This window comes from Sulfurihydrogenibium yellowstonense SS-5 (assembly GCF_000173615.1).
GTDB classification, from domain to species: domain Bacteria; phylum Aquificota; class Aquificia; order Aquificales; family Hydrogenothermaceae; genus Sulfurihydrogenibium; species Sulfurihydrogenibium yellowstonense.
The window spans coordinates 1-2,934 of record NZ_ABZS01000192.1; the positions used below are offsets into that span (position 1 = coordinate 1).

Below are 2,934 nucleotides of genomic sequence, written 5' to 3' on the forward strand. Positions count from 1 at the left end.
ACGAACAGGTTAGACATCTTGGTATAGATATAGAAACAGACTGCGGTCAAAGTGTAAAAGCTGCTGCAGATGGAAGGGTTATTTATGCAGGAGATGGAATAAAAGCATTTGGAAACTTGGTAGTTATAAGACACAATAACGGATTAACAACCGTATATGGATATTTAGATGATATATCCGTTAGAGAAGGAAAGGTTGTTAATAGAGGAGATGTAATAGGTAAAGCTGGAAAGCTTAAGAATTCTGACAAATGTGGAATTTATTTTGAAGTTAGAAAAAATGTAACACCTGTAGACCCATTGAATATTTTAGAATAAAGGAGTGATAGAATGATTGAAGAATTTCCGCGAATAAAGAGATTACCACAATACGTTTTTGCTGTAGTTAATGATTTAAAGGCAAGGTTAAGAAAAGAAGGTGAAGATATAATAGACCTTGGCATGGGCAACCCTGACCTACCACCAGCACCGCATATAATAGAAAAACTTTGTGAATCAGCCAAAAAGAAAACAACCCATAGATATTCTATGTCTCAAGGAATTCCAAGATTAAGAAAAGCTATCGCAGACTTCTATAAAAAAAGATATGACGTTGATTTAGACCCGGAAAAAGAAGTTATTATGACCATTGGTTCAAAGGAAGGTTTAGCACATCTTATGCTTGCAATGCTTGAGCCGGGCGATATAGCAATGGTGCCAAGTCCAAGATATCCTATTCATTACTACGCACCGGTAATAGCAGGGGCAAGCGTTTTAACAGTTCCGCTACCTTTTGAAGGGGATGATTCTCAAAAGCAAGAGCAGTTTTTAAAAAATATTTATGAAACATATGAAGACTCTTATCCTGAAGCAAAGGTTTTAATTCTAAACTTTCCAAACAATCCAACGACAATGACAGTTGATATAGAATTTTTCAAAGAAATTGTTAAATTTGCTAAAAAGAAAAAATTATGGATTGTCCATGACCTTGCATATGGAGACTTATGCTACGATGGATATAAAGCTCCAAGCATTCTTCAAGTTGAAGGTGCAAAAGATATTGCAGTAGAAACTTACTCTTTAACAAAAGGTTTTTCAATGGCTGGTTGGAGAGTAGGATTTGTTCTTGGAAATGAAACCTTAGTATACAATCTTAAAAGAATAAAAAGTTATTTAGATTATGGAATGTTTACACCTATACAGGTTGCAAGCATCATCGCCTTGGAAGGTGATTATTCGGTTGTGGAAAAAGCAAGAGATATTTATAGTAAAAGACTCGATATTCTTGTTGATGGATTAAATAAAGCCGGCTGGAATGTACAAAAGCCGAAAGCAACCATGTTTTTATGGGCTAAAATCCCGGAAAAATTCCAACATATGGGCTCTATTGAATTTAGTAAGTTTTTATTAACAGAAGGAAAGGTAGCCGTTGCACCGGGTATTGGCTTTGGTGAACACGGGGAAGGTTATGTTAGATTTGCTGTTGTAGAAAATGAAAAACGAATAAGACAGGCGGTTTCTAACATCAAAAAATTAATGAGAAAGTAATGTTCTTGTACATTATTAAAAGACTTTATCAAATGATTCCCATTTTGCTGGGAATCACTTTTTTATCCTTTCTTATCATTCAAATGGCACCGGGTGATTACTTAGACCAGCTTAAAATGAACCCTCAAATCTCAGAAAAAACATTAAAACAGCTTGAAGAAACTTACGGATTAAACCAACCAATTTTAGTTCAATACTTTAAATGGCTTATAAATGCCATCAAATTTGACCTTGGATACTCTTTTAGCTACAACATGCCGGTTTTAGACCTAATCAAAGATAGGATAGGAAACACCCTATTTCTATCCATCACTTCCGGCGTTTTAGCATGGCTTTTGGCAGTTCCACTTGGAGTGTTGGCAGCGGTTAAACAAAATAGCATCATTGATAAAGCAGTTCAAGTTTTTTCTTTTACGTTTATGTCTCTACCCGGCTTCTTTTTGGCTTTTATTTTATTATTCTTCTCAGTTAAAACAGGAATTCTGCCAACCGGTGGAGCAGTTAGCCCAAATTACGACCAGATGAGCTTGTTTGAAAAAATCTTAGATAGGCTTTGGCATGTAAGCCTACCGGCTTTTGTTTTAGCTATAACATCTTTAGCCGGTCTTGTTAGACTAGTAAGAAGTGCTATGATAGAATCTCTTCAATCTGAGTATGTAATGTTTGCAAGGTCGAAGGGACTAAAAGAAAAGGATATAATTTTAAAACATGCTTTGAGAAATGCTTTAAATCCATTTATAACTATACTTGGATTTGAAATTGCTTCATTGCTTTCCGGTGCTGCATTGATAGAAATAATCGTAAACTGGCCTGGAATGGGAATGTTAATGCTTGACGCTGTATTATCACAGGATTTATACCTTGTGATGGGTGGTTTATACATCGGTGCAATTATGCTTATTATTGGAAATTTAATAGCTGATATTCTCCTTGCAAAGCTTGACCCAAGAATTAGAATGAGAGAAGTTGAAGGAATCTTAAAGTAATGGAGCTGCTTAAGTATATAAAGAAAAATAAATTAGCTTATTTATCCCTTTATCTGATTGGGATTTTTTACTTTTTAGCAATCTTTGCAGACTTTATAGCTCCTTATCCTTACGACATTCAGCATAGAGATACACCTTATCACCCACCTACCCAGATACATTTTTTTGACGAAAAAGGAAACTTTCATCTTAGACCTTTTGTTTATAAATACGAATTGATAGACCCAATTTCAAAAAGCTATAAAATTAACTATGATATTAAACATCCTATATACTTTTTTACCCATGGACATACTCATTACCTTCTTGGGTTTATTAAAACAGACTTACATCTTTTTGGAGTAAAGGAAGGAAGGATTTTTTTACTTGGTGCTGATAATCTTGGGAGAGACATATTTTCAAGAATACTTTATGCATCAAGG

General features: G+C 34.7%; 3 protein-coding genes and 1 pseudogene. All 4 read left to right on the forward strand.

The features are described from left to right. A partial coding sequence (locus tag SULYE_RS07340; protein ID WP_007548038.1) for a murein hydrolase activator EnvC family protein occupies window positions 1-317 on the forward strand: 317 nt, incomplete at its 5' end. A 12-nt stretch (window positions 318-329) separates the two neighbouring features. Next, on the forward strand, window positions 330-1,526 hold the full coding sequence (locus SULYE_RS07345) for an aminotransferase class I/II-fold pyridoxal phosphate-dependent enzyme (protein ID WP_007548039.1): 1,197 nt from the start codon (window positions 330-332) through the stop codon (window positions 1,524-1,526). Beyond that, window positions 1,526-2,512, forward strand: coding sequence for an ABC transporter permease (locus tag SULYE_RS07350; protein WP_007548041.1), 987 nt, complete (start codon window positions 1,526-1,528; stop codon window positions 2,510-2,512). Before SULYE_RS07345 ends, SULYE_RS07350 begins: the two co-directional genes overlap by 1 nt. Continuing rightward, window positions 2,512-2,934 (forward strand): annotated as a pseudogene (locus SULYE_RS07355) (ABC transporter permease); the annotation flags it as partial. The gene SULYE_RS07350 and the pseudogene SULYE_RS07355, both read left to right, overlap by 1 nt.